The organism is uncultured Salinicola sp., assembly GCF_937921195.1.
Taxonomy (GTDB): domain Bacteria; phylum Pseudomonadota; class Gammaproteobacteria; order Pseudomonadales; family Halomonadaceae; genus Salinicola.
This window is the reverse complement of the sequence record NZ_CALFQK010000106.1, coordinates 1-25,686: the sequence shown is the minus strand read 5'-3', so window position 1 is coordinate 25,686 and position 25,686 is coordinate 1. Positions and strand designations below refer to the sequence as shown.

Annotated in this window: 30 protein-coding genes; 26 read left to right on the top strand and 4 right to left on the bottom strand. The window is 61.8% G+C overall.

Annotated elements, in window-relative coordinates; translation table 11 throughout:
• The first annotated feature begins 199 nt into the window (after window positions 1-199).
• From Q0602_RS10985 to Q0602_RS10930, 12 genes are all read left to right on the top strand, one after another.
• Entirely contained in the window at window positions 200-1,426 is a 1,227-nt protein-coding gene (locus Q0602_RS10985; RefSeq protein ID WP_298842896.1) for a transposase, read from the top strand.
• 116 nt (window positions 1,427-1,542) lie between these two features.
• Window positions 1,543-1,782: a hypothetical protein gene (locus tag Q0602_RS10980; protein WP_298842894.1), complete on the top strand. Its 240-nt coding sequence runs from the start codon at window positions 1,543-1,545 to the stop codon at window positions 1,780-1,782.
• A gap of 4 nt (window positions 1,783-1,786) precedes the next feature.
• Complete coding sequence (locus tag Q0602_RS10975) at window positions 1,787-2,179, top strand: hypothetical protein (protein ID WP_298842892.1); 393 nt, start codon at window positions 1,787-1,789, stop codon at window positions 2,177-2,179.
• Window positions 2,176-2,730: a hypothetical protein gene (locus Q0602_RS10970; protein ID WP_298842889.1), complete on the top strand. Its 555-nt coding sequence runs from the start codon at window positions 2,176-2,178 to the stop codon at window positions 2,728-2,730. The genes Q0602_RS10975 and Q0602_RS10970 overlap by 4 nt, the downstream gene beginning before the upstream one ends.
• Complete coding sequence (locus Q0602_RS10965) at window positions 2,723-2,926, top strand: hypothetical protein (protein ID WP_298842886.1); 204 nt, start codon at window positions 2,723-2,725, stop codon at window positions 2,924-2,926. Before Q0602_RS10970 ends, Q0602_RS10965 begins: the two co-directional genes overlap by 8 nt.
• A 47-nt stretch (window positions 2,927-2,973) precedes the next feature.
• On the top strand, window positions 2,974-3,492 hold the full coding sequence (locus Q0602_RS10960) for a CYTH domain-containing protein (protein WP_298842884.1): 519 nt from the start codon (window positions 2,974-2,976) through the stop codon (window positions 3,490-3,492).
• Entirely contained in the window at window positions 3,489-3,947 is a 459-nt protein-coding gene (locus Q0602_RS10955; RefSeq protein ID WP_298842882.1) for a hypothetical protein, read from the top strand. Before Q0602_RS10960 ends, Q0602_RS10955 begins: the two co-directional genes overlap by 4 nt.
• Window positions 3,937-4,425: a hypothetical protein gene (locus tag Q0602_RS10950; RefSeq protein ID WP_298842879.1), complete on the top strand. Its 489-nt coding sequence runs from the start codon at window positions 3,937-3,939 to the stop codon at window positions 4,423-4,425. Before Q0602_RS10955 ends, Q0602_RS10950 begins: the two co-directional genes overlap by 11 nt.
• Window positions 4,426-4,788: 363 nt before the next feature.
• Window positions 4,789-6,090: a TROVE domain-containing protein gene (locus Q0602_RS10945; RefSeq protein WP_298842876.1), complete on the top strand. Its 1,302-nt coding sequence runs from the start codon at window positions 4,789-4,791 to the stop codon at window positions 6,088-6,090.
• 1 nt (window position 6,091) lies between these two features.
• Window positions 6,092-6,742 (top strand): hypothetical protein, encoded by a 651-nt coding sequence (locus tag Q0602_RS10940; protein WP_298842873.1) that lies wholly within the window; start codon window positions 6,092-6,094, stop codon window positions 6,740-6,742.
• A gap of 50 nt (window positions 6,743-6,792) precedes the next feature.
• Window positions 6,793-7,164, top strand: a complete 372-nt coding sequence (locus Q0602_RS10935; protein WP_298842870.1) for a hypothetical protein — start codon at window positions 6,793-6,795, stop codon at window positions 7,162-7,164.
• Window positions 7,165-7,208: 44 nt separating this feature from the next.
• Window positions 7,209-7,808 carry a hypothetical protein gene (locus tag Q0602_RS10930; protein WP_298842867.1) on the top strand — a complete coding sequence of 200 codons (600 nt, stop codon included), beginning with the start codon at window positions 7,209-7,211 and terminating at the stop codon, window positions 7,806-7,808.
• A gap of 52 nt (window positions 7,809-7,860) precedes the next feature.
• Here the strand turns inward: Q0602_RS10930 and Q0602_RS10925 are convergent, their stop codons facing one another.
• Together Q0602_RS10925 and Q0602_RS10920 are read right to left on the bottom strand one after the other, a co-directional pair.
• A complete protein-coding gene (locus tag Q0602_RS10925; protein WP_298842864.1) occupies window positions 7,861-8,631 on the bottom strand; it encodes a hypothetical protein in 771 nt (256 codons plus the stop codon).
• Between the two features lie 20 nt (window positions 8,632-8,651).
• Window positions 8,652-9,257 (bottom strand): hypothetical protein, encoded by a 606-nt coding sequence (locus tag Q0602_RS10920; RefSeq protein WP_298842861.1) that lies wholly within the window; start codon window positions 9,255-9,257, stop codon window positions 8,652-8,654.
• Window positions 9,258-9,429: 172 nt separating this feature from the next.
• Between Q0602_RS10920 and Q0602_RS10915 the strand changes: the two genes are divergently transcribed.
• From Q0602_RS10915 to Q0602_RS10900, 4 genes are all read left to right on the top strand, one after another.
• Window positions 9,430-9,630, top strand: a complete 201-nt coding sequence (locus Q0602_RS10915) for a hypothetical protein (RefSeq protein ID WP_298842859.1) — start codon at window positions 9,430-9,432, stop codon at window positions 9,628-9,630.
• A 96-nt stretch (window positions 9,631-9,726) separates the two neighbouring features.
• A complete protein-coding gene (locus Q0602_RS10910; RefSeq protein ID WP_298842856.1) occupies window positions 9,727-10,122 on the top strand; it encodes a hypothetical protein in 396 nt (131 codons plus the stop codon).
• Window positions 10,123-10,165: 43 nt separating this feature from the next.
• Complete coding sequence (locus tag Q0602_RS10905; protein ID WP_298842853.1) at window positions 10,166-10,570, top strand: surface-adhesin E family protein; 405 nt, start codon at window positions 10,166-10,168, stop codon at window positions 10,568-10,570.
• A 131-nt stretch (window positions 10,571-10,701) separates the two neighbouring features.
• Window positions 10,702-11,235, top strand: coding sequence for a hypothetical protein (locus tag Q0602_RS10900; protein ID WP_298842850.1), 534 nt, complete (start codon window positions 10,702-10,704; stop codon window positions 11,233-11,235).
• Here Q0602_RS10900 and Q0602_RS10895 read toward each other — a convergent pair whose 3' ends face one another.
• The gene (locus Q0602_RS10895; RefSeq protein ID WP_298842848.1) at window positions 11,236-11,415 is read right to left on the bottom strand and encodes a YdcH family protein; all 180 of its coding nucleotides are present in this window, start codon (window positions 11,413-11,415) and stop codon (window positions 11,236-11,238) included.
• Window positions 11,416-11,594: 179 nt separating this feature from the next.
• Between Q0602_RS10895 and Q0602_RS10890 the strand changes: the two genes are divergently transcribed.
• The 10 genes from Q0602_RS10890 to Q0602_RS10845 all read left to right on the top strand — a co-directional run bounded on the left by Q0602_RS10890 (window position 11,595) and on the right by Q0602_RS10845 (window position 24,113).
• Window positions 11,595-12,068 (top strand): hypothetical protein, encoded by a 474-nt coding sequence (locus tag Q0602_RS10890; protein WP_298842844.1) that lies wholly within the window; start codon window positions 11,595-11,597, stop codon window positions 12,066-12,068.
• Between the two features lie 119 nt (window positions 12,069-12,187).
• On the top strand, window positions 12,188-13,006 hold the full coding sequence (locus Q0602_RS10885; RefSeq protein ID WP_298842841.1) for a hypothetical protein: 819 nt from the start codon (window positions 12,188-12,190) through the stop codon (window positions 13,004-13,006).
• Between the two features lie 27 nt (window positions 13,007-13,033).
• Window positions 13,034-14,389 (top strand): nicotinate phosphoribosyltransferase, encoded by a 1,356-nt coding sequence (locus tag Q0602_RS10880; RefSeq protein ID WP_298842837.1) that lies wholly within the window; start codon window positions 13,034-13,036, stop codon window positions 14,387-14,389.
• Between the two features lie 9 nt (window positions 14,390-14,398).
• Entirely contained in the window at window positions 14,399-14,842 is a 444-nt protein-coding gene (locus Q0602_RS10875; protein ID WP_298842834.1) for a hypothetical protein, read from the top strand.
• Between the two features lie 29 nt (window positions 14,843-14,871).
• On the top strand, window positions 14,872-15,486 hold the full coding sequence (locus Q0602_RS10870; RefSeq protein ID WP_298842831.1) for an isochorismatase family protein: 615 nt from the start codon (window positions 14,872-14,874) through the stop codon (window positions 15,484-15,486).
• Window positions 15,487-15,494: 8 nt separating this feature from the next.
• A complete protein-coding gene (locus tag Q0602_RS10865; protein ID WP_298842828.1) occupies window positions 15,495-16,583 on the top strand; it encodes a hypothetical protein in 1,089 nt (362 codons plus the stop codon).
• Entirely contained in the window at window positions 16,580-17,413 is an 834-nt protein-coding gene (locus tag Q0602_RS10860; protein ID WP_298842826.1) for a hypothetical protein, read from the top strand. The genes Q0602_RS10865 and Q0602_RS10860 overlap by 4 nt, the downstream gene beginning before the upstream one ends.
• A complete protein-coding gene (locus Q0602_RS10855) occupies window positions 17,410-17,865 on the top strand; it encodes a hypothetical protein (RefSeq protein WP_298842823.1) in 456 nt (151 codons plus the stop codon). The genes Q0602_RS10860 and Q0602_RS10855 overlap by 4 nt, the downstream gene beginning before the upstream one ends.
• A 48-nt stretch (window positions 17,866-17,913) precedes the next feature.
• Window positions 17,914-19,374 carry a hypothetical protein gene (locus Q0602_RS10850; RefSeq protein ID WP_298842821.1) on the top strand — a complete coding sequence of 487 codons (1,461 nt, stop codon included), beginning with the start codon at window positions 17,914-17,916 and terminating at the stop codon, window positions 19,372-19,374.
• Between the two features lie 101 nt (window positions 19,375-19,475).
• The gene (locus Q0602_RS10845) at window positions 19,476-24,113 is read left to right on the top strand and encodes a hypothetical protein (protein ID WP_298842819.1); all 4,638 of its coding nucleotides are present in this window, start codon (window positions 19,476-19,478) and stop codon (window positions 24,111-24,113) included.
• On the opposite strand, the gene Q0602_RS10840 is transcribed toward Q0602_RS10845, so the two are convergent.
• The gene (locus Q0602_RS10840; protein WP_298842817.1) at window positions 24,114-25,244 is read right to left on the bottom strand and encodes a hypothetical protein; all 1,131 of its coding nucleotides are present in this window, start codon (window positions 25,242-25,244) and stop codon (window positions 24,114-24,116) included.
• Window positions 25,245-25,686: the final 442 nt, after the last annotated feature.

Here is a 25,686-nt window from a genome sequence, read left to right as displayed (position 1 = left end):
TCTCCTTGACTGGTCTGCCCGTTCTAGGATGAAACCCATGAGAACACAAGCGGAACGTTCTTGTTTTGTGCCGCTCCTCCGGTCCGCTCCGTCAAGGCGTGGAAGAACGATTACCCCCATCCGAAAATAGTCCCTCCAAACTTCGGCTATTCGGATTTCCGTGTGGACAGAACATTTACGGAACTCTAGTGAGTAATCCATGCCGGTTCGCACCTTCGTTTTTCGTTTGCTGCCAACGCGTGCCCAGCATGCCAGTCTCCGGCAGATTCTGGATGACCAGCGAAATCTTTACAATGCTGCACTACAAGAGCGGCGAGATGCCTGGTCGAAGGGCAAGACCTCGATCTCGATGAACGACCAGACCAGGTCGTTGACCGAGATTCGCAAGTTCGACGAAACCTACGGCGATGCGCCATATAATCTCTCGAAATGGACGCTGAAGCGTATTGATGACGCGTTCAAGGCCTTCTTCCGTAGGGCGAAAAAGGCTGGGAAGGCCGGATTTCCTAGATTCCGTAGCGCAAGTCGTTGGCGGAGCTTCGGCTTCCACCAGAAAGACGGTTTGCGCCTCAAGGGCGATCGCTTGCTCTTCAGCGGCGGTATCATTGGTGCGCTGCGATTGAAGATGCACCGTCCGCTGCCAGACGGCGCCGTGATCAAGAGCGCCGTCTTCACAAAGGAAGCCGGTATTTGGCGCGTCGCCCTGTCCTGCGAGGTGCCACTGGCCGCCGCAAACGATGACGCAACCGCAATCGGCATCGACGTCGGCATCGAGCATCTGGCGACGGACTCGATCGGACGCCACTATGCGAATCTGCGCCCCGGCGGCGCACGCGCGAAGCGCGTCCGCCGGGCGCAACGCGCCCTAACGCGCTGTCGCCGCGGTTCGAAGCGGCGGCGCAAGGTCCGCACGCGACTGGCGCGAGAGCAGCGCGGCCTGCGTAACGCACGCACAACACATCTGCACGACGTAGCGAACGCGATTGTGCGATCCGCTTCGACGATCTTCGTCGAGGATCTGCGGATCAAGAATATGACCCGATCGGCACGCGGTAGCGTGGCCGAACCGGGCATGAATGTCCGGCAGAAGGCCGGACTGAATCGTGCGCTCGCTGATGCAGCGCCCGGCCGTCTGATCTCGATGATCGCCTACAAGGCTGAAAGTGCCGGTGGACGGATGATCAAGATCGATCCCAGGAACACGTCTAAGACGTGCTCCTCTTGCGGAGTGGTCGCGCCGAAGGCGCTGTCCGTCCGCAGGCATGTCTGCCCCTGCGGGGCCGACCTGCACCGGGATCACAACGCGGCGATCAACATAAGAGAGCGCGGCCTGGCCGCGCACGGGGTGGCTAGGCGCCCCGGGGAGCCCAACGTGGCCGGCTGCGGCGTGCGTGCTCCCGGAAAGGCGGATCCGCTTGCGGCCTAGCCGCAAGCGACCGAACCAGGATGGTTCGTGATGGAACTATGTTCCACACGAAAATCCGAATAGCCCAAACTTCCTGCCATCCTGCTAGGAAGACCCACGACAGAAGGAATACGACCATGAAGATGAATACCGCACTCGCCGCGATCGCCATGCTTTCCCTGGGCCTTTCCGCCTGCTCCGACGGCCCCGACAACGACCAGATCGGAGAGGCCCCGCCCCGCCAGACATCCGCACAGGGTCCGACCACGGAGCCGGCTCCGGTAGCCGTTCCGACGAGAGTGGATCTCCCCGAGGTGCCGGCCCCTTCTGACGAGGACATGGTGCTCGACGAGGTCGTCGACGGAACAGCGGGCTGACCCCTTGGTCCGCGATCTGGCCATATCCGCAGTCCTGGTGCTGACGGGATTCCTCCTCGGCATAGGATACACGGAGTGGCGTGGACAGCCCACACGACAGGACCTCACCGACGAACTCGCGGAGGATATCGCCGATGCGAATCCCGGTCTCAGCGTCGAATCGTCGTATGTCTCGACCTCCGGGCCCATGATCTACCTGGCCCTCCCTCCCGTCGATGCAGGAGGACTCACCCGACCCGTGGGGCGGATCGAGCTGGGCCATGACGGAGAGATACTTCCGTCCTTCCACGACTTCGATGACGGCTTCATGGCCTATCACTGGAACAGGTCCATGACGAAGGACGAGACACTGGCGAGGATCGACGAGATCGAAGCGGAATACGGGAGGCGGGAATGACGAGAACCGAACACCCCGAAGCTGGATCCTGCAGGATCGCCCTGACCTCCCCTGTCGCGACATTCATAGAGAGGCACTACGGCGTCGACGCCTACCTCGGGGACCTGCTGGCCGGCAGGCTCGATTCCGCCGGTCGCACCCACAAGTTCAATTCGGATCCCCGGGATCGCCACTGGAACGGTCGGGAGACCGCATTGCCCGAACGCCTTCCTTCATTGAAGGGTGACGTGACCTGGCGCCGGAAGGACAGACGATGGCAACTCGACGTCACAGAGGCCCTTCTCGTGGAAGGGGTGACATGGCAAGAACAGATCGCGCAATCCGTCTGTGGCGGAGCCCTTCTCATCCCGGGGACCATTCCCGAGGCATTGCGGATATCGGGAAAGGGGGAGAGGGTCCGGAGGATCGTCGATTCGGATCTGTTCGATGATCAGTGCATCATACACGAGATCATCGACTGGCCCGGGTCTCCTCCGAGCCATTTCGGCAAGGGGCGCCCCGACATGACCAAGATATACATCCACTGCGAACGGACAGAATACCATGCATGAGACCATCGATGCCCACCCCACTGTGAACGATTCCACGGGCATCCAGGAGACCCCCCGGAAGAGCAGGTTCCTGAGGAGGAACTGGAAGAAGGCCGCGCTCGCCCTGATCGGCCTGGATCTTCTCGTCGCGGTCATCATCACCGTGTTCGGAGGAGGGGACCTGGTCCAGAGCCTCGTCTTCGGCGTCTTTCGCTGACCCGACCGTCATCGTGAACAGGTGGAACTCACGGTAAGAGGGAAAAAATGGAAATGAGCATAGAACCGACGCCAATCTCGAAGGAGATCGAGCGCCGCTTCCTCGTTCCACTGGAGGAAGCGGAGAGACAGGCGTCGGGCAGGACGACCAGGCACATAGAACAGTGCTACCTCCAGGACACGGGGGCATGGCAGGTCCGATCGCGCAGGATCCAGGAGGACGGCGAGGAGAACTATGTCCTGACCATGAAGAGGAGCATCGGGCACGGTGAGAGCCACGAGATCGAACTTCCGGGCGACGCCGAGACGCATGGACAGATCCGTGCTTCGTCCGGCGCCATCGCGAAGAGAAGAACCCACCACGAGCTCCCCTGCGGAAACGTGCTGGAACTCGACATCTACGAGGACCTCGACATCCTCCCGGGCCATGCCGTGGCGGAGGTGGAGCTCCCTTCCATCGGTGCCGAGGTCGATCTTCCGAAATGGCTCGGACGGGAGATCACCGGAGATAAGGGAACGTCCAATCACGCCCTGTTCCTCCTGCTGCTCCAGAGGGAAAGACGATGACGGATTCTTCGGTGTGGACCATAGACGCCATCACGCTCGCACTGCTGCGCATGGTTCCCGAAGTGGCCGCGCAGGTCGAGGAGAGCCTCGACGCATCCACCGAGTTCATGGATGACCTCGGATCGATCGAATACGAGGACGGGACCATATCCGCCATCGAGATCAAGGCATGGACAGGCAAGAGGGTCATACACTCGGTGACTTTTCGCGACGGCTCGCGTCTCGGGGATCTGCGATTCCGTCTCAGGGACGGAAAACCCATCCCGGAATCCCTGATCAAATCACCCTGCGATTCCATCCTCGGTCACCGGATCTTCTCCGGATACAGATGGGAAGCGATGCCCGATGACAATGACGCTCTCATCCATGGCGTCGCCGATATCCGTCTCGGTGACGAACCCGGCGCCGGCCTGACCGCGATCCTCTCCGACACAAGGACACGACATGCAGACTGAACTCTATCCCGAACGAATCGCCAGGCCCACCTCCAGAGCCAAGGAGATCGTGAAGATCGCGGCCGAGGCATATGCCGAACGCATGCACGGCCGGTGGAGCGACTGGAGCGTCGAAGAATGGGCCGAGGCCCTGATCGAGCACCACTCCCCCTTCAAGGACGGCTACGAACTGGCCAAGGATCTCGAAAGGGACGGCTTCGACCCCGATGCAGAGATGGTCTCCGAACTCGACGGCTTCGAATCCGAGGTCAGCAGTGTCCATCGGAAGGCGGTGAAGGACTGGGTGAAGCTGGTAGGCTTCGAGCCTCTCTACCAAGTGGGGGACGACGTCCTCGTCCCGCGTGTCCTCGACGACAAGGGCGGCCGCGGCAGGATCTCCGAGATCCTCCTCGAGAGTGCGGAATACCTGGTGAAGACGGACCCCGATTCCTCATCCGCCTACGTCATCAAGGCCGAGGACATCACCGGTAAATCATGATTTAGTGCAATATGCGCTATTTTATGTTGACCTAATAGTGCTTCGTGCACTATCTGCCTTCCTGTCCGAGGTGCAGGGCGCGGTTACTTCGCTTTAGGAAACAACACCGCTCCCGCTCATTCCCGGGCACGAGACAAGAGAACGGCACGATCCCATGCGTGCGAGGTGAAGGCTACGGCTACTTCGCATTGGGAGCGAGAGGTCGCGGGTTCGAATCCCGCCGGTAAGGGCGACCTTACCGTAGCTCAGCGGTAGAGCGCTTACATATCCGTCGCCGCCCATTCCCGCACTCGAGCGGGTCGGGCCGTTCCTTCCGTCCTGCGTGCCCATGAGCACCTCCGACCAGACAGGAAGGAGAAGACCATGCGTACGAACACCAGAGCGATCAACAGGGTCAGGACCCACGAAGGGGCAACCACCGTTCCGCGGGACGACCTGCAGAAGCTGCGTCGCTCGACGATGTCGTGCATGCTCTTCGAGCGCGAGTTCTACGAGGACGGTCAGTCCATCGCATCCAGGATCATGGATCTCGCATCGAGGGTCTCCGCATCGGATGTCGCCTCTCTCGCCATCGAGGCACGCGAGCGCATGAACCTGCGTCACGTCCCGCTGCTTCTCGTGATCGCGGTCGTGGACAAGCGTCTCGGTCGGGACTTCGACACCGCAGCGCTGATCGAGCGCATCTGCCAGCGCGCCGATGAGCCGGGCGAACTGCTCGCGCTGTACTGGAAGGACGGACGCCGTCCGATCCCGGCTGCGATGAAGCGCGGCCTCGCCCGTGCGATGGCCAAGTTCGACGCATACCAGCTCGCCAAGTACGATCGCAAGACCGAGGTGAAGCTGGCGGACGTCCTGCGGCTGACGCACCCGAAGCCGGCCAACGACGAGATGGACTCGCGCTATGCGGGCGTCGTGCGAGGGACGCTCGAGGCTCCGGACACCTGGGAGGTCGCGCTCTCGACCGGAAGTGACAAGCGTGCCACGTTCGAACGTCTTCTGGATGAAGGAGGTCTGGGATACATGGCCCTGCTGCGCAACCTGCGTGGCATGGACGAGGCCGGGGTCGACCCGGACAAGATCCGAGATGCCATCCTGGCACGAAGGGGAGCATCGCGTGTCCTGCCCTTCCGGTATGTGGCCGCCGCCCGTGCGGTTCCGCGCTACGAACCGGTCCTCGACGAGGCTCTCTCCGCTGCAGTGGAGGCGATGCCTGTCCTCGGAGGGGAGACCATCGTCCTCGTGGACGTGTCGGCTTCGATGGACCAGCCCCTGTCGCAGAGGTCCGATCTCACACGTCTGGATGCGGCAGCCACACTGGCGAGCGTCATCCACGGGAGGGTGCGTGTGTTCAGCTTCTCCGATTCCGTGGTCGAGGTTCCGCCCCGCCGTGGAATGTCCGGGGTCGACGCGATCCGCCGTTCACAGCCGCATCACGGAACGTGGCTGGGGAGGGCCGTGCAGGAGGTATCGCGACACCGGCACGACCGCATCATCGTGATCACGGACGAACAGTCCCACGACACCGTGGGCTCGGCCGCGGTCGACAGGGCGTACATGATCAACGTCGCCTCCTCGGAGCGTGCCGTCGGACATGGAGCATGGACCAGGATCTCCGGGTTCTCGGAAAACGTCCTGACGTGGATACAGCAGAAGGAAAACGGATGACATGAAGACCGACCATTTCAAGGAGATCGGCGAGGATCTCTACGGCTACGGATGGCAGAGCCGTCTCGCCCGCGCCCTGGGAATGGACGGAAGCACAGTCAGGCGCTGGGTGTCAGGGGCGGTCCCCGTGCCGCCCAGCGCCGCCGCGTTCCTGAGGATGATGGCAAGCAGGCAGACGGCCCGTGGAGCCTATGTCGCGCTGTTCTTCCCCTCGATGGAAGGATCGATGAAGGGCCGACGAAGCCAGAAGACACTCATCGCCATGAAGCGAAAGGTCTCCTTCCTCGGTGTCGACCGACCCAAACCACTCCCGTCCTTCCACATCCACGACGGTGAGCTGGTCATGGACGAGGCGGAAACATCGACGATCAGGAATCATGACGTAGTCATGGTGAGACATCCCGACAGTCATCACCTCAGAGGATATCTCGCGGAGATGGAAAAGGCCGGCATCGAGCCCGCCCTTGCTAGGGGAAAGCATCATCACTACACGGCGATGGCAAGAGCATCGACGGGAACACCCGTCATGACGCAGATCCTCAGCACGCATTCCGGATCCATGCGGGTGAACAGCAGCCGGATGGAGGACGGCGGGATCCTCGACAATACGATCATCGAGATACCCGGAAGCAGACAGGGAGAGGGGAACTGATGGAAGCTCGGGGCGAACGATCCACCACGAAAGGATATGACCACACGGACGTGTATCCAGCGACCATCGAGAACTGCCCCGCCCTCGCCTCCGGAATGCTTGGCAGCCTCCTTTCCTCCCCTTCCTTCGTCAGCAGCACCGAAGGCGACATCAGGACGATCCTGAACGGTCCCGGTCATATCCACGAAGGACGGCACGGCAGATTCCTCGTGTGGAACATGCCACTCGCTCATGATCGTGATCTGATACCCGGAAGACCGCAGGACAATGCCGTCTATCTGACCATCCAGCACATGTTCGGCGAAGAGAAGGCGGTGCACATCGGGACGAGGACGTCCTCGGTCTACGCCTTCCACGCCATAGCCGACACATTGCTCGCCTTCGAGCGATACCGACGGGAAGAACGATGGTCTTGCGGATAATCATCCTATAAGAAGACCACAGCAGACAAAGGAACGAACACCAGATGCGTAGAACCCTCATCTCGGCCATCATCATGGCAATCCCCCTGGGGCTGGCGACAGCGGCCTGCGCGCAGGCCAACACCGGGAGCGACACGGAACAGCCCGTGGCATCACAAGATGAGCGGATGGTCCCGATGACGCGACCCGAGCAGTCGGACGTCATCTCGATCGATGATGTCGCCGCGCCCGAGAAGCGAGGTGTGATCGATGACTGGGGAACGTTCCGCAATCGACCCTCGGATGCCGATGTCTCGCGATACGCGCTCTCTCCTCCCGTGATCCAGGACGGAACGAGCATCACCGTCCTGAGTGCTCCCGACGGTTTCAACAGCTCGGCTTTCGTCCGCATGCCGGACAGCACGGGCCTCTACATGATCGACAACGTCGGCGACGTGGACGAAGCTCAGGCAAGGGCCAAGGAGATCGAGAAGATGCTGGCCACGGACATCGAACTCGAGAAGCAGATCACGCCGGCCAACAATGCGACATATGCCGCCAGCTACATCCCCACGGACGGAGGCGATCTCAAGCTGGTCAACATCATCGTGGCACCCGATGCGGTCATGGGCAACACCGTGACCCTGGCCTTCACCTACGAATGAAAAGGGGGGCTGACGCCCCCCTTTTTTCTCGCCGCATTCGCGGGTTTCCCGATCAGAAGGAAGCCGCGAGCCTGATGCCGACACCGAAGTCCGGCGCGCCATCACTCAGCCCCAGCGTCCCGAACGATGCGAGACGGAAGCGATCCGAGATCGGGGCATCGTAGACCGCAACGATCTCGTGGGCATCATCCATGAACGGGCTGGTGCTCTCGGCGAACTCATAGGAGATCGCCGCCGCTCCTCCGCCGACGGGGGCACCCACACCGGCCGAAGCCGAGAAACCGTCCTCGATCTCCCAGAGCTCCGGATCACCGAACCACCGGTATCCGACGGAAACGAACGGAACGACGCCGCCCACCTCCTTCGATACCTCACCGGAGATAGACCAGTCGAATTCACCGGTCGAGATGTCGTTGTAGTCCTGGACCGGCACCTTCATCCTCGCCGTTCCCGTGAAGTCGAAGGAGCCTGCGTCCAGCCTGTGCGATACGGACACTGTCGGATCACCGAATCCGTCCCTCGAGAAGCTGTCTCCACCCGCATCCGGGATCATGACCAGCGGCGTCCCGTCGAAGCCCGCGAAGACCACACCGGGAGAATCGATCACCACATAGGGGAGATTGACCTGGACGGTCGTATCGTCGGACGACCATCGTGCCCCGATCGACACATTACCCATCCTGGTGTCCCTGTCCGACCCGAAGTCTCCTCGAGACACCGATCCCGAGATCGACGGTGTGATGTCCTGCGCCTGCGCAGCCACAGGAAGAGCGGCCAGCAAGGCCGATCCGACGAGCAGTGAATTCCTCAGCATTTCCTTCATCAATTTTCCTCTTCGAACAATCAGCGTGGGCGGATGTCGCGTAGCGCCTCCCGTGCAGCTTCGATATCAGAAACAGAGTCCTTCTCCTCCTGTTCCGGCGTCGCCGATTCGGAAGAAGACTGTGTCGCACGAGCCACAACGGAAGGATTCGCGGGGCGGACCGCCCGGGTTGCCTCCTGCTCCACCGGCACCGGCACGCGAACGGGACCAGCCGGTCGCGGCGTGATCGAGATCGCGGTCCGCTCGGGATCCGGACGGGGCAGGTCCGCCTGTCCCACCGGCGAGCCTGAAGAGACGCTTCCGCTCCCCGTGCTCCTTCCGGATGGAGACCTCTCAGCTGATGACCTCTCCCGGTCCCGGCCCTCGGGTCGCGAGGGGCCCCGAGTTGTCCCAACCGGATAGACCATCTCGACAGGCTCCGGTGTCTCGTCCTCGTCTGCTATTTCCGGCGCCGTCAGGACCTGCGTCGAAGGACTGACATAGGGCTTCGGATCCGCCAGTCTTATTCGCACCACCGGTCCCCGTTCGGGAGACAGATCGAGGATCGACAACGCCACCAGAGGAACGGCCACCACTATCGCGGCCACGCCGATCGCCAGATGAGTCGGTTTCAGTCTCGATTTCAATCATCACTCCAATGCAACAGGAGGACCGTCTATACGACGTCCTCTTAACCCTCGACTACGGGATTGCGTCCGTCCGACAACGAATCACTTCGCCAGCCGCCATGCCCATCCTATAACGCAAAACATGACCTCGCGCTCCAATATGATCTCGCGGATAGACGCGCGCTATCGGATGCTGGACATCCGTGACAAGGAGCGAGCCAGGGTCCTGAGCTTCGGGATCTTCTTCTGCGCCGCCACGGTCTTCGCACTGACCATCGGCATAGAATCGGCAAGACACCTGGGACCCATCGCCGGTTCGATCGCGGGTGTCGAGATCGGAGGGGCCCTCGCCGGCATCATGAGGGATGCGATCGACCGGCTCTCACGCTGAGCATATTCACGCCCGCCCCCTCACAAACATGACAGAGGCGACGATTTTCATCCTATAAGTCCGCATCCCGACGGTCGGGCCGGAAAAATCGAAGACATGGAAAACATACTCGTCCTCCTCTATGGCGCCTGCGGCATCCTGTCCGCCATCCTGTATCTGCCCCTCCTCCATCGACTCGCGACGCAGGATGACGCCTGGCGAGGCCACAGTCTCGCCGCCTGGGGTGGATGGTTCGTCATATCGATCGTCAATCTGTCCTATGCCATGACGATCAACGGGGATGCGAAATTCATCATGGCTGCATTCGCCGGATGCTGCTCTCTCGGCACGGTGAACGGGACCATAGTGTTCAAGATGGCCGAGGACAGGATCAGGAGAAGGCGCGTATCCCCGGTAGACATGTCGCACGTCATCCTCCCCTCGGCGGAGATCGAGATCCCGGAAGCCAATAACGACGAAACGGGATCGCACGTTCATGCGGTGGTCGCCTGACCCGACATGGACGCGTAAGGCAGCCATATGTAAGGACGGAAAAATGAAGGACATCGCCTCCATCCTGATCGCCGCCATGATCCTCACCGTTTCGACTCCGGCCAACGCACAGCAGGAGCGTCTTCTGCTGTTCAAGAGCGAGGCCGGGGCCAATGTCTACATCCTTCCCGGAACCGTGCGGCGGACGTCTCCGGCCGTCAGCGCGTGGACCAGGGTGGACGCCGCCCCCACGGATCCCTCCGAGACGAGGGTCATGGCGCAGAAGGCGATCTACGACTGCGAGGGACGGACGATCACCCTCCTGAGATCGGAGAGATACGATCGGAACGGCCGCAGGACGGGCGTATCCATCGTGCCCTTCGACGATCTGAAGCCGTTCACTCCCGAACTCGGCAGCACCGAGCATATCACGATGGGAATCGTCTGCGCCCTCTACCTAAGGCGATAATGACCGCGTAGGACGAGGGTAAACATCCCTTAGGGATGATCGCAACGATGTCCTATAAGACATCCATGACGAAGCCCGGTCCTCAAGTCCTGCGTTCCCGATCGACGAATCCTCCCGTCGGATACGGCGTCGTGGAAAGGACCGACCTGGATCAGTGCGAGATGGATGCGATATGGTCGCGCTTCAGTGTCCAGCAGGGTCAGGCCTGTCAGGACAGGACATTCAGGTCGCTCGCCCATCCCATGGCACACCGGGTGGGCGGATGCCACATCCGTCCTCTCGAGATGCGCCTTCTCGAGGCCTGGAGGCATCCTGCGACCCCGAGGGACATGTCGATGATGCACGGACTGCACATCGAGGTCGTCAGGTTCATCGCCGACGAGATGCTGATGATCGGACTCATGGACGACATGGAGGACGGCAGGTTCATCACCAACGACGAGGGCATCGTCCACACGAGGCAAAGCCCCGACGAGAGGGCCGTGATGCACGCCCTCATCACGAGTTCGACGGGATCCCTCTATTTCGACGAGATCCAGACGCGCACGCAGATCAGGGATCACGTCGCGATGACAAGAGCCCTCGCCGGTCTCGCTGGCGAGGGCCTCGTCAGGTCCGCCGGCATCCTCTACGAGATCGTCAGGATTCCGCTCTCGTCACGCTGATCAGGTCGCCCCTCCGGACCGGTTCATCCCTTCGATGCCGTCCTTCAACGAGAGCTTGATCTTCTTCTTCCGTGCGACCTCGAGGTCGTCCGAGAAGGGCGAGGCACCGTCCTTGGCGATCTCGTGATCGAGTCTCGCATGGCGCTCGGACATCGCTCTGTGGCGGGGGCTGGCTTCCATATCCGTTCCTTCTCCTTGGCTGATCGGTCTGGTGTGCAGTGAACCACGGAGGCCGTCCAGAACAATCCGACCGGATGCACGGAAATGACGGTAAATCGCCCTTCCTCAGATCAGGCCTTGCCAGAACCCCCAAGTCCATTCTAAAAACCCTCCCGAATCATCATTCGGGAAGACGTAACGTGACAACCATCATCCTCGTAATCGTAGGCGTTCTGATCGCGGCCGTCGCGGCGCTGTTCATCGTCTTCTATGGTGGAGATGCGTTCGACGGCTCCACGGCAGAGGCCGAGGCGAACACCATCGTCTCCCAGGCGACCCAGATCAATGCCGCGCACACGATCTTCCGTGTCGAAAAGGGGCGCAACCCCGGTCAGGCCGACGGAACCGGAGCTCTCGCCGAACTCGTCGAGGCCGACTATCTGGATTCCATTCCCAAGCGTCCGTTCGGCAGCGAATACGACGCCGAGTGGAAGATCGACTACGAGAAGGGGATCGCAAGGACCACCCTCGGCAGCGCCGGTGACGAGCGGGCGCAGCTGGTCTGCTCCGCGGCACGCAAGCGGGCGGGCTTCGAGGGTGATCCCAAGAGCTGCGATGACGCCTCGCTTTCCGGTGTCGATCCCTGCTGCGTGATGCCTTCGTCGGAACTCTGATGCGGCGGATGCCCGCCTCCTCCTGAGAGAGGCGATCATTTTCTGGAAATTCCCCCGGTGAGGGGAAAACGGGGAGAGGGCGACCTCTCCCCTGTTAATTTTCTGGAAGGACGACGCCAGTGACACCCGAAGAATTCAGGATCAGGGCGCAGCGTCTCTCCATCGATCTTCCCGATGATGCGGTCCTCCGCTTCGTGCCTCAGACCAGGGACACAATGCAGATGACGCTCTTCACTCCGCAGTCCCAGGCATACCGGCAGTGCGCCGGGTGCATCGATCTCCTCCCCAGAAGACTGGAGGATCCGGAGATCAGACGGATCGCAAGCAGGATCCGCCTATGGGACCGGCAGTGGAAGGAGGCGATGACGGTGGATGCGCTGATCGCGCTGACAGTCAACGGGCATCAACATGTGCAGATCGGCCTCGACAAGCCCTTCGTCCTCCTGCTCGAGAGGTCGAACGTCAGCATCGACGATTTCCTCGTCGGCCTCAGACGGGCCGTTGTCCGCGGGGCCTTCCATGGCGACATCATGACCAATCTGAAGGTCGGCGTCACCAACTGGGACCGCGATTGCCTGCGTGCTCATGGCTTCAGGCTCTATCCGAACATGTTCGACGCCTACTGCTCGGCATTTCCACGAATGCCGCACTTCCAGGGATCCTGCCTCGGAAGGAAACCGCTCGCCTTCGATTTCCTGCTCGGCGAGGCGCGCTACGTCTCGAGCCGACAGCCGACCTTCACTGCGCGTCTGTCGATTCCCGATGCCACACTGAACTCGCTGCGCGGACGGAGGATGAACGACATCGTGTCAGGAGGCCTCTTCGGGGAAGATCAGACCGTCGTAAGGGCCTGGAGGAGCGGAAAATCACACGTCAGCATGACGATGACGCAGGAGATAGTTCCCATCACGTCCGCTGCCCTGCCAATTGCAGCCTGAACTGAAAACACCAAGAGGAGAACGCCGATGGATTTCGCAAAGCGCGCTGTCGACCATCTGCACTACGACATCGACCCGATCATCCGCAACCGCCTGGACAACGATTTCTACAAGCTGCTGATGCGGAAGATGATCCTCAATCGTCATCCCAAGGCCCAGGTCCGCTTCGCTCTCAAGAACCGTACCTCCGACATACCGCTCGCCCGAATCATCCCGATCGAGGCCCTGCGCGAGCAGCTCGACCATGTGAAGCAGCTGCGCTACGAGCCACAGGACATCCACTGGATCGGCGGCAACACTTTCTACGGCAAGACCGGCATGTTCGACCGGGACTTCCTCAATCACCTGAAGATCTCGCGTCTGCCCGACTACGAACTCAGCATCGACAAGAGCGGGGACCAGTTCATCTTCGAGACCGAAGGCGACTGGCCCGACACCATGGACTGGGAGGACTACGTCCTCGCGACCGTCAACGAGATGCGCAACCGTGAGGTGATGCGCGGCCTCAGCCCGCTCGAGATCGACGTGATGTACGCCCGCGCGAAATCCAAGTTCGTCGCCAAGCTGGAAGAAATCCGGAGGCATCCCGGCATCCGCGTCTCCGAATTCGGTACGCGCCGGCGCCATTCGCACCCCTGGCAGCGCTGGGTGATCGAGGCCATGATGGAAATGCTGGGCGACCAGATGGTCGGCACCTCGAACTCCTTCTTCGCCCGCGAACTCGGGATCGAAGCTAAGGGAACGAACGCCCACGAGCTCCCGATGGTCTATGCCGCCCTCGCGGCAGCAAGGCACCCCATCACCGATGGAGCCTTGCGTCATAGCCAGTACGACGTCCTATCCGATTGGCGGCATGACTATGACGGTAATCTTCTCATGGCACTTCCCGATACCTACGGAACGACCCAGTTCCTCGAAAACGCGCCTCCCGAGATCGCCATGATCTGGAAGGGCTTCCGCCCGGACTCCAAGGACCCCTACGAGGCGACCGACGAACTGGTGGCCTACTGGAAGCGTCACGCACAGGATCCCAAGAAGAAGATCGTGCTCTATTCGGACGGACTGGACGTCCCGGTGCCCGGCTACGAACTCAACGGCGAGAGCATGATCGCCATCCACGAGGCGGTGAAGGACCGGGTGACCGACACGTATGGTTGGGGCACCATGGCGACCAACGACTTCATCGGCTGCATACCAGGGCTCCCCGACGCCCTGAAGCCCATCAGCCTCGTGTGCAAGGTCCATTCCGTGAACGGTCATCCGGCGGTTAAGCTCTCCGACAACCCGGCCAAGGCCGCGTCTCCCTCCAAGCAGGAGATCGAGCGCTATCTGCGCGCATTCGGCGCCGAGGGAATCGGTGACGAACGGAGGACGAGGGTCTAGGGAGGCGACATGGAAAACAGGATACGGATAACCTCCGACGACGCGGGCCACCATGTCGTCACGGATGACAGCGATCTGGAACTCGCCAGCTTCACACGGCATCCCGACGACTGGAGCATCGGAGTGAAGCTCAATCACGGCAAGCACTCGGCCTACATCCAGCAACGGCACGTCAGGACCGACAGCCTCGCGCGCGAGCGCATCAACCGGATCTTCGACAGCGTCGGCCTCTCCGAGGAGATCGAACGCCTACGCGCCCTTCACGCAGCCAACCGAGCGCTATGGGACGAGAAGTCCGTGACCACGGATTCCGAGCGTTTCAGGCAGCTCGTCCACGAGGGCGTGCTGCGCACATCCGACCAGTCACTCGAGGCCCAGAGGGACATTGTCGCCGCCAAGATGTACCTGCGCCTCGGCGTCACGACCACCGACCTGTGCCGCCTCGGCCTTTGAGCAAGTCATCCGAACCGAAAGGAATCCTCATGCCCAACAAGTTCCTGCTGCCCGTCGACCTGCAGGTCGACTTCATCATGCGCAACGGCCTCCTGCCCGTGGACGGAGCTGAACGCATCATCGCTCCGATGATCCACATGATGACCACGCTCGATCCCGATGAATACGCCGGAGCCCTGTTCACCTACGACACCCACGTACGTGAAATCTTCGAGAAGAGCGAAGAGGCGGAGCAGTTCAATCTGCACTGCGAGAAGGGCACACCGGGCTGGGAGCTCGTCGTCGGGCCCAACCTGGTCCCTCCCCGGATCCCGTCCTACGTGATGGAGAAGGGCGTCTTCGACATGTGGAAGGAGGATGGCCTGCGTGTCGTCAGCCACGAGAATCCAGCGCACCCCCGGAACATCCCCCGCCTGCTTATCTCGCGCGACCGCGATGAATTCTTCAGTGAGCTCAAGTCCAAGGGCGTCGACACGGTGACCGTGATCGGCGTCGCCGCCGACTTCTGCGTCAAGGATGCCATCGCCGGCCTGCTCGAACGCGGCTTCAAGGTCGAGGTCATCCGCGATCTCACCGCGGGCATCGTGCGGGATATCGACCAGACCTGCCAGGAGGAATTCCCCGGCCAGGTCCAGATCCTGTGAGGAACGACATGACAACCACGACCCAGTACAATCCGGATCACGATCTGAACGCCGCGCTCGCCAAGGTCGGAGCATCCAAGACCGTCTACGCTCTCGTCACGCCGTGGACAGAGGCCGCCAAAGCGCGTGTATTCGGGAATTCCGGCAGCGAGGAACGCCTCGCATACCTCGAGCAGTTCCGCGAGGCATGGACGGGCAAGCAGGACGCCTATCACCGTGAATTCTTCGACGTCTGGTGCGACTGGTCGAAGCGCGTGGTCGATCTGGACCGTGACGCGTGGCCCTTCAGCTATCCCACTGCCGGCGCAAGCGAGCCGATCCGTCACCTGATCTACGACCTGGCCGCGCGAAGCCTCGGCAAGGCGCGCATCCACGTGTTCTCCGGCGAATACGAAGGCTACAAGGCCATGGCCGAGGCCGCCGGACTGGAACTCGTCGAGCACGACCGCGACATGGACGCCATCCCGGAGAACATCGCGGACCTCGCCGTCCAGATCCATGACGATGATCTGTTCTTCGTCAGTCAGCCTTCCGCGATCGACGGCAACATCTGGAACGGCTTCAACGACTTCGTCGAAGCCATGCCCGAGGAATCCGTGGTGGCCGACGTCACCTATGTCGGCGCCGTCCCGCGGGATTCAGTCAAGGAGAGGTTCGATCTCAATGCGGCCTCCATCCGCAACGTCGTCTTCAGCCTCTCGAAGCCCTTCGGATGCTACTACGACCGCATCGGCGGGGTGTTCGCGCGTCAGCAGGACGCAGGACTGTTCGGGAACCAGTGGTTCAAGAACCTGACCTCGCTGCGCCTCGGAACCGACCTCATGCGGCATCACGGGGTCTTCGACATCCCCAAGCTGATGGGAGACCTGCAACAAGCCGCGGTCAGGGAAGTCGGACGGGAGCTCGGCATGGACCTGCGTCCTTCCGACGTCATCCTCCTCGCCACGAGCAACCGGAGGGAAGCCGGGCCGATGGCGGAATATCTCGAACGGGCCGGGCGGACCCGCCTGTGCGTCACGAACCGCCTGTGCCAGATGCTCATGGCGAGCAACCGTCGCTCGCGCTGGGGCGCCGAGAGAGAAGGAGAGCCGGCATGAAGGATCTCGTCACCCTCGAGACACGCAACGACGTCCACGACTTCGTCGCCGGCCTCTGGCGCTCGGAACCCTTCCGGCGTTCCTACGCCGAGAGGGGATTCATCTACGACCAGGTCGACGCCTTCGCCTGGCTGCCCCGCTTCTTCGCGGAGGAAAGCAACCCGCAGCTCGAACGCGCGCACTTCAGCACATGGTGGAACGTCATCATGCTGCGACCCTTCTACGACAACGATGTCGTCAGCGACCTCTACTATCTCCACGAGATGACCCACGCGGCGACGATGCCCTACCTGAAGGGGATCGGCCGCGCCGCCTTCGAGGAGAAGATGCAGCGCAACGAACTGGAAGCGAGCGTCCTCTCGGAGATCGCCATCTACTTCGAGATGCCCGGGCTGCGCGAGGCATCCTTCGATCACGCCATCTATGCCGACCGCTTCCTCACCGACGAGATGAAGACGCTGTGGGACAGCAACCGCAACGTGGCCCTCGAGACATTCAGGACCATGCGCCGCCATGTCATGCTCTCCAAGCCCGAGCACGAGATGGATATCGCGGAGATATGGATCAGGCGCTTCGCCGACCAGAACGCCGCATACGGCGTGGTCTGGGCCAACCGGTATGCCGAAGTCGAGCGCCACATGGAGGACCTGCAGCAGAGCACCATCCACGGCGCCCGCAAGTCCGTCACGGTCAGGTTCGAGCGCTGGCTGCGGCAGCAGGCGGAGAGCGATCCCGTGGACGGCATACCGTTCCGCCAGGAAGCCGAACTCTTCTGCCCCTTCTACTGGGCGAACAAGGAGCGGTACGCCAAGGACATGGCCAAGGCATGAGCGACATCATATCGAGGGATCCCGAAGGTTTCCTCGCATCACCGTTCGAGGACCGGTTCTTCCGCCAGGTCGCCTCCCTCGCCTGCTATCAGGACGACGGCCGGCAGTGGCCCGCCGAGATCGTGGGCCACCAATCCGTCAACGATCCCGATCATCCTGTCGGCATGCCTCATTTCACGTTCACGCAGGGGACCACCCACTACGACGGAGGTCTCAGCATCAAACTGGAAGGCTCGTTGCCGGTCAGCTACATGCACAGCAGTCTTTCGCATCCCCACTTGATCATCGATGCGGGGCGCATCCCCGAAACGGCTCTTCGTGGACTGGAGGGAAGACCCCTCACGGCATTCCTTGCGCTACCCTTCGCCGGCTCCTGGAAGATCGGCATGAGCCGTGTCCGGAAGGCAACCATGGTGAGCTATGCGGATATTCTGATCCACCCCTTTGACTGAGTCGTCAACCATCCTAAAATCGTGTCGAACCCCCAAGGAAGGAATGACATGATCGATCAGGAAAACGAAGGACAGTCCAGCGGCGATGATACCCGCGAGGACGATGCCCTCATCGGACGTCCCGACTGGAGCGCCAGGGAAAGCGCTTCCTCCGAGGATGAGGATGACGACTGGATGATGGAACCGCCTTCGGGACCTGCTGCCGCCGATCCGACGACGGACGCACCGCAGATCGCGTCTCCGGACACGACGACGGATGCCTCAACGGCCAGCGAGGAAGATTCCAACAGGTTCGATCCCGCCCGCTTCGACCTCGACGAGACCGACGAAGACAAAGGCGAAAACGATATCGCAGCCGATGCGTCCCAAGCCGTGATCGACGCCGGGCACCGGCAGGACGACGCTCCGACCGGAACGCACTCGGCCAAGGATGGGGACGAGTTGCACGAGGAATACGAAAGGGTGACGAACCCGACGGGCTCCGAAGACCACGAATCCGCTCCGGTCGCGGCGCGCGAAAAGGTCGAACTGGATCCGAAATGGGAGGCCGCAGCATCGCGCACCATCGGTCGCTGGAGTGACCTCTCCGAGCGTCACTCGGGCCGCGAAGCCTTCAAGACCGGTCTGGTCCTCCCCTTGCTGAACGCACTCGGCTATGACACCTTCGACCCGGATCAGGTAGAGCCCCTGGAAGACGATTCCGGCCAGCACGACGGCTATCTCGCAAAGAGTTCGAACGGCGAACTCGTCGTCCTGCTCGCCGATACGGAAGTCGCCGACGACCACCGGGACAAGGTCTCCCTCCGGACGCGCCGCGACCGCGTCACCGTGGGCATCCGAATTCCCAACGAAGACGGCGAAGGAACCCGCTGGCAGGCCGTCATCGAGGTGCATCTCGAGGACGGCGCATCCGTCGCACCGCTCTCGCATGTCCACCGGGATGCATTCGACCCCGCAGAGATATCCAGCATGGCGCACCAGATGCACGGCCAGCAGGAGCATATCCTCGAAGCGATGCGTCGTGTCATCATGGCGCCGGGCTCCGGCTTCGTCGAGGACGTCCGCCGCATGATCCTGGGCGAAGGACACGGCGATCCCGCCATGCTGTCCGAGCGCATGGCGCTGCTCGCTTCCAAGGTCTTCACCGGAGACGAGGAGGACGAAATCGAGGACGACGACAAGACGCGCCAGATCACGCCCGCCGAGCAGCAGGCGCTCGAACACATCCGCCGTATCTGCGGTCCGGAGATCGCAGCCGAACGCATCGTCGGCCGACCCGCACAGGCCTATCTTGCCGTGCTGCTCGACGACAACAACAGACGCACGATCGCACGACTGCACTTCTCGGCTGCGAGTCGCAAGCACATCGGCGTCTTCACCGGTAGGGAGGAGACCCGCCATGCCATCGGAGGACCCGCCGATGTGGGCGAATACACCGACGAGCTGCGCCGGCGTGCCAAGGAGCTCGATCCCGATGCATTCCCGGATGTCCCCGACGACGAGGGCTGAGCACGAATGATTCCCTGAGAGGGAAAAAGGAAGGGGGCTGCGATTCCGGTCGCGGCCCCCTTTTTCAATGATACATCCCACATGATCACAAGGAGACGGACTTGACCAAGGGACCACTACCGCCAGAGGCATGGCTCCTCGAGAGCCAATGGGGCCGGGACATCGTCCATTACGCTAACGACGAGGACGAGCGCATATCCGTCGCCACCGAACTCGAATGGGCATGCATCGAGACAACGCCGCAGACGATCGTCACGATGGGTCTCGTTAAGAACGCGAAGAGGGTGAGCAACGGGGCAAGGGAGGTGACCGAGAAGCTGGACACCTATCGCCGCGTCGGAGCCGAAGGGCTGGTCGCCATGGGGCTCTTCGCGTATCTCGTCGACGGTCGCCGCTGCTACTCTTTCGGTCCCGATGAGCAACGGAGGTTCCTCGATGCATCCGATCCGGTCGTGGGCGATCTGGTCCGCGGTGACGACAAGACGTTCTACGCCTCCCTACCGGAACCAGTGGGCAAGACGAGCGAAGGGCATCCCATCGACGGCTTCCTCATCGTGCCGACCGCCCCCGATGAGAATGATCCCGATTTCGACGAGGAGATCGATGATCGGAGCCCGGCGCTTCTGATCTATCCGATGTCGCGCACCTACCCTCAGGGCGAGGACTACGGCATCTACCCCGTGCACAAGATATCCCTGGCTGACCCCAAGAGGCCGGTGAGGGACTGCCTGCTCGATTGGGCGAAGTCCTACGAGAGTTGGTTCACCTCCATGGAGGAGGGCTGGCGCGCCGATGAGACGGAACATGAATACGGCGAGGACAAGCGTTTCACCGATCCGCAGGATCTCGACCAGATCAAGACCAGCGTCACAGCCGCTCAGGAACAGGTCCTGAAAGAGATGCGCGAGCGGTCCGATGAGGTCGAGAAGAACATGACGGGACACGCCGGCGAATGGGCGAAGCTGATCGCGGGTATCCTAGCCACCGTCAACGACCCGGATGCCGTCTCGATGCCGCGATACGCTTCGGGAGCAGCTGACGGACTCGTTGCCAAGGCGCTCACCAAGAAGACCGGATACCGGAAGGCCGAGCAGAAGCTCGCCGCGCAGGGATACCGCAGCATCCGTCATTTCGAACGGGACGACGATGGCCAGTGGCAACGCCCAAACGACGAGACGGATGCTGACCGGACAGTAGAGACATCCGGCGAGAAGACCGTATCCACGGACGAATCCGCCGAGCGGAAGAATCCTCCTCAACGCAAGGTCGACCCCCGCAAGAAGAAGCGGAAGGCGAGGACGATAATCCAGCTCACCTCGGCCTCTGATTCCGATCGTGCACGGGAAGAAGGCCGACCCGAGGCAAAGCAGAAGGAGAGAGACGACCCTTCGACGATACTTCCCGACACCGGATCCGGCGAGCGCGTCAACAGCGGATCGCAGGTCCTGAAAGATGCCGAAGAGCTTCTGCGACGCTCACTGAGGGACGCGCCGGAGCCGGGCACACGGAACTGGAAGAATGCGATGGCATCCGCCTTCGCCGGACTCATCGTGCGACGGGTGAAGGTCGTCACCATGCCACGGGAGGGGGACGAATCCCTCCGCAAGCGTCTTTCTGTCGGCATATCTGATCGCATATGCGGCCTCGACGATGCCCAGGAGAAGGCGCGACAGGCCCAGAACAGATGCGGGATCCAGGCTCATCTCCTGAGCCGCATATCCACCATGCGGGTGATCGCCCCCGACATCGCGCCCGATGACGGACAGGTCCGGCTCGTGGAGATATCGGACTGCCACGAGATCGCCAGACACATCGCTTTCCCCGGTGTCGAGCCCGGCAACGGACACGAGCATGCCGGTCCGTGCCGCGTCCTCCTTCGCTTCCTGCGCGAAGACAACGAACTCCACATAGAAGGCTTCGCCTACGAAGGGTGCCTCATCGGATACCGCAAGGTCGTTCTGGACATGTCGGAAGGACACGTCCGCGAGGCCGATACCCCGTCCAGCACGGATGACCCCGAGGACTATGCCGACATGGCATACGCAGCGTTGTGCGACGTGATTCTCGGCCCCGTCGACGAGATGGATGCCTGGCAATGGGAGATCGATTACGAACGGTATCGGAACAGGATATCGGCGGACACCGAGGCCGATCAGGAAGGGGCGCGCTCCGGTAACGTCATAGAGGATCTGCAGCCGAGCTTCGAGGAGATCTCGGCCAAGGCGACGACGCCCGTCATGAGCACATTCCACTCATGGCACAACCTGACACTGGAGAAGGACGGGCCGGACATCGATCCGGACGACATCCGGGTCCTCTCGCTCCAGAGCCAGGACAATGCGGTCGCGGCGAACTTCGCACGGATCATCAGGCACGACGATGCCGCTCCATCGACGATCATGAAGGCATGGAGGCGATATGCCTGCTCCATATCGCGCTGTGACGACGCGACGTTCACCAAGATAGATTCGCCCCGGATCCGTGATGATGTCGATCTGCAGCCCCTGATCGACACGGAAGGCGCGGTCATCCTCCGCGATACGGCATTCCTGGACAATGCCCACGAGAATCTCGTCCCCGGTGGAGAGGCTGCCAAGGGGCGGGCCTTCTGCGTCTACTACCGCATCCATCTGGACGGATTCTCGGCGCTCGTCCTGCAGGATGACGGATCCGATTCCCTCTCCTTCGCGACCTGGGTCCGCGGGCAGATCAGGGGAGACGACGACGAGAGCGAACTCGCCTGGTATCTGAGGGGCGCTCTGTGGGAGGCGCTCCGGACGGACGCCCCGTCGGACAAAGAGCCGATCTCGACTCTCCTTCCCGCAATGGAACGTCGGACCATGCGGGAGACATCGGGATTCCGACAGGGTCCCAAGCGTGTCATCGCCCAGGTCCGGATGCGTCCGTCGAACATGGCGATAGCGCTGCGGACCGTATCGGAATGGTTCGAGGAACAGATCGAAAGGCACGGCGACAACCTGATCGCCGACCTGCGTGAACAGGGTGACTGGACCATCGAGCACTCTTCGCAGGACCGTGGAGTGGAAAGCCTGTGGTCCGTGAGCGTCCTCACGCCGGAAGCCGACCCGAACTGCGTCGACATCATCGTCCAGACGACGCTCGCCACAGGGGTCAAACCGCGGCTCCCCACGATCGTGCGACGAATAGCCGCAGCGACACCCACCGAAGGCCCGGACGGTCTACTGAGAGTGCGACCCACCTACGTCAAGACGAAGGGGGAGGTCCTCGAACTGATACGGGAGTTGCAGTCGGAGGACCGCACACTCCCGATCCTGCTCATGACGCAGGACGAGCGCGGGGAATATCTGCGCGATCCGGTCGAGATATCCCAGCAGGGTCTGGGAGCACTCACCGTAAAGACCCTCGCTCACGACATGACCTACGAGCTCACGGACAGGCTCGGACAGGAATACCGCACCTTCGGCGGAGCCGTGAGACTCTTCCAGCCGGGATTCGACCCTGATCGCGACACCGCATCGCGGCATCCACGGATCATGCCCGACACGATGGCCGACAGGACCCTCGCCGCCCTGATCAGCAGGGCAACCGGCGGCACGGTCACCAGATACGACATCCCGGAAGCCGTAAGACCGGAACGGACGGCGACTCCTGCCATCCTCACTCTCCCGTCGGAGAAGCAGGACCATTCCCCGGCCCCGAAGCCGATGCAACAGACGGATCCGGCCGAACCCCATGCCCAGGAAGAGGAGAGGGACGAGGATCGCGGTGCCAGTGGAATCCCGATCGAGATAGATCATACCGACGACACGAAGGAAGAGACGGAAAAACCAGAACAGGAGAAGGATGTTCCGCCTCCGGATCTTCCTCCGCAGGAAGCGCCGCCTCCCGCGGAGGAGAAAGGGCAGCCGCCTGCGAACGGGGGTCAACAAGCCGAAAGCGGGCCCGACCTCGGCGACGAGAGATCACCGGCCTCCTCCGACCCGACCCCCGCGATCGACGAGACCGTCATAAGCGGGATCGTCGGACGGACAATCGATGAACGCCTTGCCGCACTGGGTCTGGACACCCTTAAGCAGGACCTCAAGGCGATGCTCTCGGAGATGGCCTCCGCTGCACCGGCGCAGACGAACGACGAGAAGGACAAGCTGATCCATTCCCTCCGGGAGGAACTGCGGATCGAGCGGGAGAGTTCGGTCCAGCTGCTCGACGAGGCCGATGCAGAGCGGCGGGCGGCGGTGATGGAGGTCGACACCCTCCGTCAGGCACTCAATGATCGCAGGCGCACGGCCAACGGCAAGAAGCAGACGGACTACCCGGCCGATCTGAGCGGCCTGGGCAACTGGATAGATCAGAACACCCTTCCCAACGTCGTCATAACCACGAAGGCATGGCGCAACATGAGGAACGTCGACTATCGCGACATGGAACGCCTGTGCGAGACACTGAAGCTCCTCGACGGCCCCTATGTCGACATGCGCGCCGGCGAGGAGGGCGCCAGGGAGGAATGGCAGGAGGGTCTCCAGAGACTGCGTCTCGAAGACAAGAAGCAGACCAGGATGGGCCGCGCAGCCCGTGAGGGGGACTACCAGTTCACCCACGAGGGCGAGACATGGGTGGTCGAACGTCATCTGCGTGGGAACGAATCACTGCACAACGACCATAGCCGTCTGCTGCGGATCTATTACAGCTGGGACGCCGACAGGGCTCGCGTCCTCATCGGATCGATGCCGCGGCATGCGCACACGCGCGATTCGTGATCAGCGTCCCAGCTGGCTCTGCATCGCCGCGATCATGGACGGGTCCTGCTTCCGGGCCTGACGAGACGCCTCCATTCCCGCCTGTAGATGCCTTGCTGCGGCCATCTCCATGGAAACACGCTCCATGGCGGGTGTCATCCTCGATGCGACTATCATCGACGATATGCTTCTCGCCTTCTCCGAGGGCAGATCCACATAGCGACCGGAACATATGGCCTCGAGCTCCGGTGAGGGGCGGGACGAGGACATCATCTGATCCATCGCGGCGCTCATGATCCTCGCATCAGAGACAGCCCACGAAGCGAGATCCGATGGAGCTACCTCCGGCAGCGAATTCGCCTTCGAGAGCATCCTGGCCTGAGCCAAGTGCATCGACTGATCCATGTCACCCAAATCCATGCCCTCCCCCCGTTCTGCCAGGATGCCGAGTGCTGCATCCATGTTCGCGGAGCCGGTCGATCTGCCTTCCCCATGGAAGGACAGCACCGCATCGAGATGCTCCTTCGTCGGTATGGCTTCCATTATCGCGCGTTCCTCCGCAATCCTGCGACCGGGGTCCACTTCCCTCGATACGATCAAGGCCACCGCCTTCGTGCCGGTGATTACCGAGCTTTCCAGGGAAGGCGACAGTGGCATCATCAGAGCATCGGATACGGCACCTGACATCTCTTCCGTGAGTTCATGGTAATCGCCCGACTTGATGGACGCCATCTGCCTGCAGAAGGCTCCGTCATCCCTGGCGCGAGCGACCAGCGACCTCTGGGCATCGTTGAGCCCCTGCTCGAATCCGCTGTTACCGACCGCCGCCACGATCTTCATCGCGGATACCTGCTGCGCGACATCGGCGACGACGAGGCGGACGGCATCGCCTCCGGGATCCGCACCCATCTGCATGTAGCGCGCCATTCCGATCTGCAGCTTCCTCCATGGCAGGGTTCCTGCATCCAGATACCTGTCCGCCTTCGTGTCGTGGCTCTCGGCCATCATCCGGGGGGATCCGTTGCCCAAGGCAAGAGCAGCCCCGGCCGCCACGAGATCGGCCCTGTCGCCCGGTTCGTATCCGCCACGCCGCGCTCCCGCGATCGCCTGCGCCGCCTTCTCCACATGCCGCTCATCAAGCATTCCGAACATCGGGAATCCCCTATCCTCCCTCATACGGCCTCCGTCCCCACGGACCGTATGCGAGTAATGCCTCTTTTTAAGGTCAAAACGGACCGAAATTCAATACTGAATCTCGACTGGTCCATCACTCCCGCAAAATACGACAGGCAAGCATTACTCCGATGATTGTATGCCTCAGCATGAGCGAACATTTCCGCCTAGGAAACCGGAAACACAACGAAACCGGCTTTCGCAAGCAATCCTTTCATCCTAAAAAAGGCAGAAAGTATGAGCTGAGAAACCCTTGAAATGACCACCATCCTCCTTGTCATCCTCGGGGTGCTGCTCGCAGCCGCCGCGGTTCTGTTCGTCGTGTATTACGGCGGCGACGCCTTCGGCAACGGCCGCATCGAAGCGGAGGCCGGCCGCCTCGTCGGAGAGGGCGCCCAGATGGAGGCGGCGCTCGAGCTCT

What these genes read in the sequence shown, in the direction of transcription:
- Q0602_RS10985 (WP_298842896.1), top strand. Translation starts at nt 200, where the DNA reads ATGCCGGTTCGCACCTTCGTTTTTCGTTTGCTGCCAACGCGTGCCCAG.
- Q0602_RS10980 (WP_298842894.1), top strand. Translation starts at nt 1,543, where the DNA reads ATGAAGATGAATACCGCACTCGCCGCGATCGCCATGCTTTCCCTGGGC.
- Q0602_RS10970 (WP_298842889.1), top strand. Translation starts at nt 2,176, where the DNA reads ATGACGAGAACCGAACACCCCGAAGCTGGATCCTGCAGGATCGCCCTG.
- Q0602_RS10965 (WP_298842886.1), top strand. Translation starts at nt 2,723, where the DNA reads ATGCATGAGACCATCGATGCCCACCCCACTGTGAACGATTCCACGGGC.
- Q0602_RS10960 (WP_298842884.1), top strand. Translation starts at nt 2,974, where the DNA reads ATGGAAATGAGCATAGAACCGACGCCAATCTCGAAGGAGATCGAGCGC.
- Q0602_RS10955 (WP_298842882.1), top strand. Translation starts at nt 3,489, where the DNA reads ATGACGGATTCTTCGGTGTGGACCATAGACGCCATCACGCTCGCACTG.
- Q0602_RS10950 (WP_298842879.1), top strand. Translation starts at nt 3,937, where the DNA reads ATGCAGACTGAACTCTATCCCGAACGAATCGCCAGGCCCACCTCCAGA.
- Q0602_RS10945 (WP_298842876.1), top strand. Translation starts at nt 4,789, where the DNA reads ATGCGTACGAACACCAGAGCGATCAACAGGGTCAGGACCCACGAAGGG.
- Q0602_RS10940 (WP_298842873.1), top strand. Translation starts at nt 6,092, where the DNA reads ATGAAGACCGACCATTTCAAGGAGATCGGCGAGGATCTCTACGGCTAC.
- Q0602_RS10930 (WP_298842867.1), top strand. Translation starts at nt 7,209, where the DNA reads ATGCGTAGAACCCTCATCTCGGCCATCATCATGGCAATCCCCCTGGGG.
- Q0602_RS10925 (WP_298842864.1), bottom strand. Translation starts at nt 8,631, where the DNA reads ATGAAGGAAATGCTGAGGAATTCACTGCTCGTCGGATCGGCCTTGCTG.
- Q0602_RS10915 (WP_298842859.1), top strand. Translation starts at nt 9,430, where the DNA reads ATGCTGGACATCCGTGACAAGGAGCGAGCCAGGGTCCTGAGCTTCGGG.
- Q0602_RS10910 (WP_298842856.1), top strand. Translation starts at nt 9,727, where the DNA reads ATGGAAAACATACTCGTCCTCCTCTATGGCGCCTGCGGCATCCTGTCC.
- Q0602_RS10905 (WP_298842853.1), top strand. Translation starts at nt 10,166, where the DNA reads ATGAAGGACATCGCCTCCATCCTGATCGCCGCCATGATCCTCACCGTT.
- Q0602_RS10895 (WP_298842848.1), bottom strand. Translation starts at nt 11,415, where the DNA reads ATGGAAGCCAGCCCCCGCCACAGAGCGATGTCCGAGCGCCATGCGAGA.
- Q0602_RS10880 (WP_298842837.1), top strand. Translation starts at nt 13,034, where the DNA reads ATGGATTTCGCAAAGCGCGCTGTCGACCATCTGCACTACGACATCGAC.
- Q0602_RS10875 (WP_298842834.1), top strand. Translation starts at nt 14,399, where the DNA reads ATGGAAAACAGGATACGGATAACCTCCGACGACGCGGGCCACCATGTC.
- Q0602_RS10870 (WP_298842831.1), top strand. Translation starts at nt 14,872, where the DNA reads ATGCCCAACAAGTTCCTGCTGCCCGTCGACCTGCAGGTCGACTTCATC.
- Q0602_RS10865 (WP_298842828.1), top strand. Translation starts at nt 15,495, where the DNA reads ATGACAACCACGACCCAGTACAATCCGGATCACGATCTGAACGCCGCG.
- Q0602_RS10860 (WP_298842826.1), top strand. Translation starts at nt 16,580, where the DNA reads ATGAAGGATCTCGTCACCCTCGAGACACGCAACGACGTCCACGACTTC.
- Q0602_RS10855 (WP_298842823.1), top strand. Translation starts at nt 17,410, where the DNA reads ATGAGCGACATCATATCGAGGGATCCCGAAGGTTTCCTCGCATCACCG.
- Q0602_RS10850 (WP_298842821.1), top strand. Translation starts at nt 17,914, where the DNA reads ATGATCGATCAGGAAAACGAAGGACAGTCCAGCGGCGATGATACCCGC.
- Q0602_RS10840 (WP_298842817.1), bottom strand. Translation starts at nt 25,244, where the DNA reads ATGTTCGGAATGCTTGATGAGCGGCATGTGGAGAAGGCGGCGCAGGCG.